Origin of the sequence: Mesorhizobium intechi (genome assembly GCF_002879535.1) — a bacterium.
Classification (GTDB): domain Bacteria; phylum Pseudomonadota; class Alphaproteobacteria; order Rhizobiales; family Rhizobiaceae; genus Mesorhizobium; species Mesorhizobium intechi.
The window spans coordinates 1-4,650 of sequence record NZ_PNOT02000285.1; the positions used below are offsets into that span (position 1 = coordinate 1).

The 4,650-nt window shown below is 63.5% G+C and carries 6 protein-coding genes; 3 read left to right on the top strand and 3 right to left on the bottom strand.

Annotated elements, in window-relative coordinates; all coding sequences use genetic code 11:
• The first annotated feature begins 126 nt into the window (after nucleotides 1–126).
• Nucleotides 127–1,509, top strand: coding sequence for an MFS transporter (locus tag C1D09_RS24680; protein ID WP_143976706.1), 1,383 nt, complete (start codon nucleotides 127–129; stop codon nucleotides 1,507–1,509).
• Nucleotides 1,510–1,572: 63 nt separating this feature from the next.
• Here the strand turns inward: C1D09_RS24680 and rpsI are convergent, their stop codons facing one another.
• The 3 genes from rpsI to C1D09_RS24695 form a co-directional block, all read right to left on the bottom strand.
• On the bottom strand, nucleotides 1,573–2,055 hold the full coding sequence (rpsI, locus tag C1D09_RS24685) for a 30S ribosomal protein S9 (protein WP_010915637.1): 483 nt from the start codon (nucleotides 2,053–2,055) through the stop codon (nucleotides 1,573–1,575).
• Between the two features lies 1 nt (nucleotide 2,056).
• A complete protein-coding gene (gene rplM, locus C1D09_RS24690) occupies nucleotides 2,057–2,521 on the bottom strand; it encodes a 50S ribosomal protein L13 (protein ID WP_010915638.1) in 465 nt (154 codons plus the stop codon).
• Between the two features lie 214 nt (nucleotides 2,522–2,735).
• On the bottom strand, nucleotides 2,736–3,200 hold the full coding sequence (locus C1D09_RS24695) for a PaaI family thioesterase (protein WP_143976707.1): 465 nt from the start codon (nucleotides 3,198–3,200) through the stop codon (nucleotides 2,736–2,738).
• Nucleotides 3,201–3,354: 154 nt separating this feature from the next.
• Here C1D09_RS24695 and C1D09_RS24700 point away from each other — a divergent pair, with 154 nt between their 5' ends.
• Both C1D09_RS24700 and C1D09_RS24705 read left to right on the top strand, forming a co-directional pair.
• The gene (locus tag C1D09_RS24700) at nucleotides 3,355–4,176 is read left to right on the top strand and encodes an enoyl-CoA hydratase (protein WP_143976708.1); all 822 of its coding nucleotides are present in this window, start codon (nucleotides 3,355–3,357) and stop codon (nucleotides 4,174–4,176) included.
• 2 nt (nucleotides 4,177–4,178) lie between these two features.
• Nucleotides 4,179–4,601 (top strand): VOC family protein, encoded by a 423-nt coding sequence (locus C1D09_RS24705; protein ID WP_143976709.1) that lies wholly within the window; start codon nucleotides 4,179–4,181, stop codon nucleotides 4,599–4,601.
• The last annotated feature ends 49 nt before the right edge of the window (nucleotides 4,602–4,650 follow it).

Sequence of the window (4,650 nt, forward strand, 5' to 3'; positions counted from 1 at the left end):
AAACGCATCGAGCCCGCCGCGACCGCCAGCATCAATTGATTTGCCGGGATCGGCATCCCGGGCTGGTTGTCGCAGCCTGGCCTCTCCTGACGGAACGGTGTCAGTGAGAAGCCGTTATTCCAAGGCATGACCGACACCATCGTTTCCAAGCCTCGCGCCGCCTATGCCGCCACCGTCGCCGCGACCAGTCTCGGTTTCGTGGTGGTGCAACTCGATGTCTCCATCGTCAATGTCGCCCTCAACAGGATCGGCGCCGCACTGTCGATGGGCATAGGCGGCCTGCAATGGGTGGTTGACGCCTACACGCTTGCCTTCGCCTCGCTGCTGCTCGCCGGCGGCGCGCTCGGCGACAGGATCGGCGCCCGCCGGGTGTTCGTCGGTGGTATGGTATTGTTCAGCATGGCTTCGTTGGTCTGCGGCTTGGCGCAGAGCCCTTGGGTACTGATCGCGGCGCGTGCCGTGCAGGGCGCGGGCGCCGCGCTGCTGATGCCGTGTTCGCTGGCACTGCTCAACCATGCCTACGCTTCCGACAGGCCACGCCGGGCGCGCGCCGTCGGCCTGTGGACGGCAGCCGGTGGCGTCGCCTTGTCGGCCGGGCCGGTGCTCGGCGGCTTCATGGTCGCGTCGCTCGGCTGGGCCAGCATCTTCCTGGTCAACCTGCCTATCGGCGCTCTCGCCATCTGGATGGCCTACCGGTTTCTGCGGGAAACGCCGCTGAAGGCTGAAAAGCCGCCGATCGATTGGGCCGGGCAGGGGCTTGTCGTGCTGACGCTGTTCTTGCTGACCGGCGCCTTCATCGAAACCGGCTCGTCCGGGTGGGCTTCATTGCCGGCTATCGGCGGACTGGCGGCGGCGGCGGTGGCCGGAAGCCTGTTCCTGCTGGTCGAGGGCCGGAGCAGGGCACCGATGTTTGCGCTCAATCTTTTTGCCAGCCGTGTACCGGCGGTGACCAGCCTCGTCGGATTGGCGGTCAATTTGACGCTTTACGGCACGATCTTCATGCTCAGCCTCTATTTCCAGCAGGAAAGGCATTTTTCGCCCGAAATGACCGGGCTCGCCTTCCTGCCGTTCATGGCGGCCGTCACCGTGTCGAACATTGCCGCCGGACGCATCGCCGCGACGCATGGCCCAAGGTTGCCGATGGCGATTGGCCTGCTTGTCGGCGCGGCCGGTTTCGGCCTGATGGCGCTGATCCAGGCGGACACCCCTTACCTGTCGCTGCTGTGGCGACTGCTGTTCCTGCCGGTCGGTATCGGTCTTGCTGTGCCCGCCATGACAACCGCGTTGCTGTCGTCCGTGCCGACAGCGATGTCGGGAACAGCCTCGGGCGTGCTCAACACGGTGCGCCAGTCGGGTGGGGCGATCGGCGTCGCGCTGTTCGGCTCCGCCTTGGCGCTGGGCACGATCCGGGGCATGCAGCTTGCTTTCCTTGCCTCCGCGCTCGCCGTGGCGTTCTCGGCGCTCTGCGCCTTCCTTTTCATCCGCGACGCGGATCATCCCGCAGGATAGCGATTCGCAATGCAAAAAGGCCGCCCGGAGGCGGCCTTTTCGATTGTCCAAACTGCGGAGCGCTTAGCGCTTCGAGAACTGGAAGCTGCGGCGAGCCTTCGCCTTGCCATACTTCTTGCGCTCGACGACGCGGCTGTCGCGGGTCAGGAAGCCGCCCTTCTTCAGCACGGCGCGCAGCGCCGGCTCGTAGTAGGTCAGCGCCTTGGAGATGCCGTGACGCACCGCACCGGCCTGGCCGGAGAGGCCGCCGCCGACGACGGTGGCGACGATGTCGTACTGACCCGAACGGTTGGAGGCGATGATCGGCTGGTTGAGGATCATCTGCAGGACCGGACGCGCGAAATAGGTCGCGAATTCCTTGTCGTTGACGACGATCTTGCCGGAACCCGGCTTCACCCAGACGCGCGCAATGGCGTTCTTGCGCTTGCCGGTGGCGTAGGCGCGGCCCGACTTGTCGAGCTTTTGGACGTGGACGGGGGCTGCCGCCTGGGTATTGGTGTTGCCCGTGGCGGCGCCCAGTTCTGCGAGCGAGGAAAGCTCAGCCATCTTATGCGACCTTCTTGTTCTTGGAATTCAGCTTGGCCACGTCGAGGACTTCTGGCTGCTGGGCGACATGCGGATGCTCTGCGCCTGCATAGACGCGCAGGTTCTTCATCTGGCGACGGCCGAGCGGGCCACGCGGGACCATGCGCTCAACGGCCTTCTCGACGACGCGCTCCGGGAAACGACCCTCGAGCAGCTGGCGCGCGGTGCGCTCCTTGATGCCGCCGGGGTGGCCGGTGTGCCAATAATAGACCTTGTCGGTGAACTTCTTGCCGGTGAACACCACCTTGTCGGCATTGATGACGATGACATTGTCGCCGTCGTCGACATGCGGGGTGAAGGTCGGCTTGTGCTTGCCGCGAAGATGATTGGCGATGACAGTGGCGAGACGGCCGACGACGAGACCCTCGGCGTCGATCAGGATCCACTTCTTCACCACATCCGCAGGCTTCTGCGAAAAGGTTGTCATGTTTCTGCTCTCGGTTTTGACCTTCAAAGAGAAGGCGTTTCTTGTTGCTTGGATTGGCGATGAGGCGCTTGCCCGCCGCCAATAACAAAACGGCGGCCTTTGCGGGCCGCTGCTTCGTGAGGGCTTATAGGCGAGGGGGAATTGCGCGTCAAGGTGATGGAAAAGTCTGCTGGCAAGTAAAATTATTTAGAAACAATGCCTTAGACAAAAGGTACTATTTTACCACATCGCCGGCGCGCTTCGGCGGAATCGAATAGGTGCCGGTGGCGTGCGCGATCGTCTGTCCTTCTGGGCCGGCGACGATGTCGATGTCGAACACCATCAGGCTCCTTCCGAGCTTCAGGATGCGGCAATGGCCATCGATCGGGCCGGCCTCGGCCTTGCGCACGAAGTTGATGTCGAGGTTGACCGTCACGGACAGCGCGTCCGGCCCGGCATGGGAAAGCACGCAGACATAGCCGCCAATATCGGCCAGCGTGAACAGCGACGGACCGGATACGGTGCCGCCCGGACGCAAATGCCGCTCGCCGGCATTGAGCCGCACGGTGCAGCCGCCTGGGAAAACGTCGATGGCCTCATAATATTTGAACTGCTCGTTGAGCTGGGGATAGACGGTGTCCATCAGCACATTGACTTGAGCTGCGGTCAGCACCGGCTTGAGATTGGTCTGGGCGGGCATGTCGGTCTCTCGCTTTTACGCCAAGCCTGTATGAGCGCGGCAAGGCGTTCCTGGCAACACCTTCGGCGTTGAGGCGTAAGCGATGGGTGTTGGACGAAAGCCGATCCGATATTAGATAGTCAAAAGCCCGACCGGAATCGCGGAGACCTTAGCAATGGCCGAAATCCTTGCCATCAAGCCTGTTGCTGTCGAGGGCCCGGTCACGACCAGGCTTGACAAGGGCGTGCTGCGCCTCACGCTCGCCAATCCGCCGGCCAACGCTTTGTCGCTTGCGGTAATGGCGGCGCTGCGGGCCGAACTTGACCGCGCCAAGGCCGACAAGGCGGTTCGTATCATCATCCTGTCGGCGGCTGGAAAAGTGTTCTGCGCCGGCCATGATCTCAAGGAAATGACCGCGCGCCGCGCCGATGCCGATCGCGGCAAGGCTTTCTTCGAAGAGACGTTTGCAGCTTGCGCCCAGCTGATGCAGGCGATCGTGCGCCATCCCCTGCCGGTCATCGCCGAAGTCGACGGCCTGGCGACCGCCGCCGGCCTGCAGCTTGTCGCCAGCTGCGATCTGGCGATCGCCTCGCACGAGGCGACCTTCTGCACGCCGGGCGTCAATATCGGCCTGTTCTGCTCGACACCTATGGTGGCGCTGTCGCGCAACGTCTCGCGCAAGCAGGCGATGGAGATGCTGTTGACCGGCGAGACGATCGACGCCGCAACCGCCAAGGAATTCGGCCTGGTCAACCGCGTCGTGCCGCGTGAATACCTGAATCAGATCGTCAGCAAATACGCGCAAACCATTGCTTCCAAATCATCTTCGGTGGTCAAGATCGGCAAGGAGGCCTTTTACGCGCAGGCCGAAATGGGGCTGGCCGACGCCTATGCCTATACCGGCCGCGTCATGGTCGAGAACATGTTGGCGCGCGACGCTGAAGAAGGCATCGGCGCCTTCATTGGCAAGCGCAAGCCGGAATGGACGGACGAGTAGCCGTGGAGCCGCGCATTTCCATCGTCACGGTTGCAACGGATGATCTCGATCGCGCCGTGCGCTTCTACGAAGCCATGGGACTGGAACGGCATGGCGGGATCACGGACGGTGTCGCCTTCTTCCAGATGGGCGGCGTCATTCTCGGACTCTTCCCGCGCGCCAGTGCCGAGGCGGATTCCGGCATCGCCTTCGCCCAAGCGCCTTCCGCCGTCTACCTCGCCTACAACACCCGCTCCGACGCCGAAGTCGACGAGATGCTCGCCGCGGCGGAAAAGGCCGGCGGCCGCGTCGTCAAGCCGGCAGGCCGCGCCTTCTGGGGCGGCTGGTATGGCTATTTCGCCGATGCGGATGGGCATGTCTGGGAAGTGGCGCACAATCCGGCCTTTCCGATCGCGGCGGACGGCACGATTTCGCTGCCCGGGTGATGGCGTACCGCAAACAGCTGACGCGGCTCAAGGCGCCGTACCTCAAGCG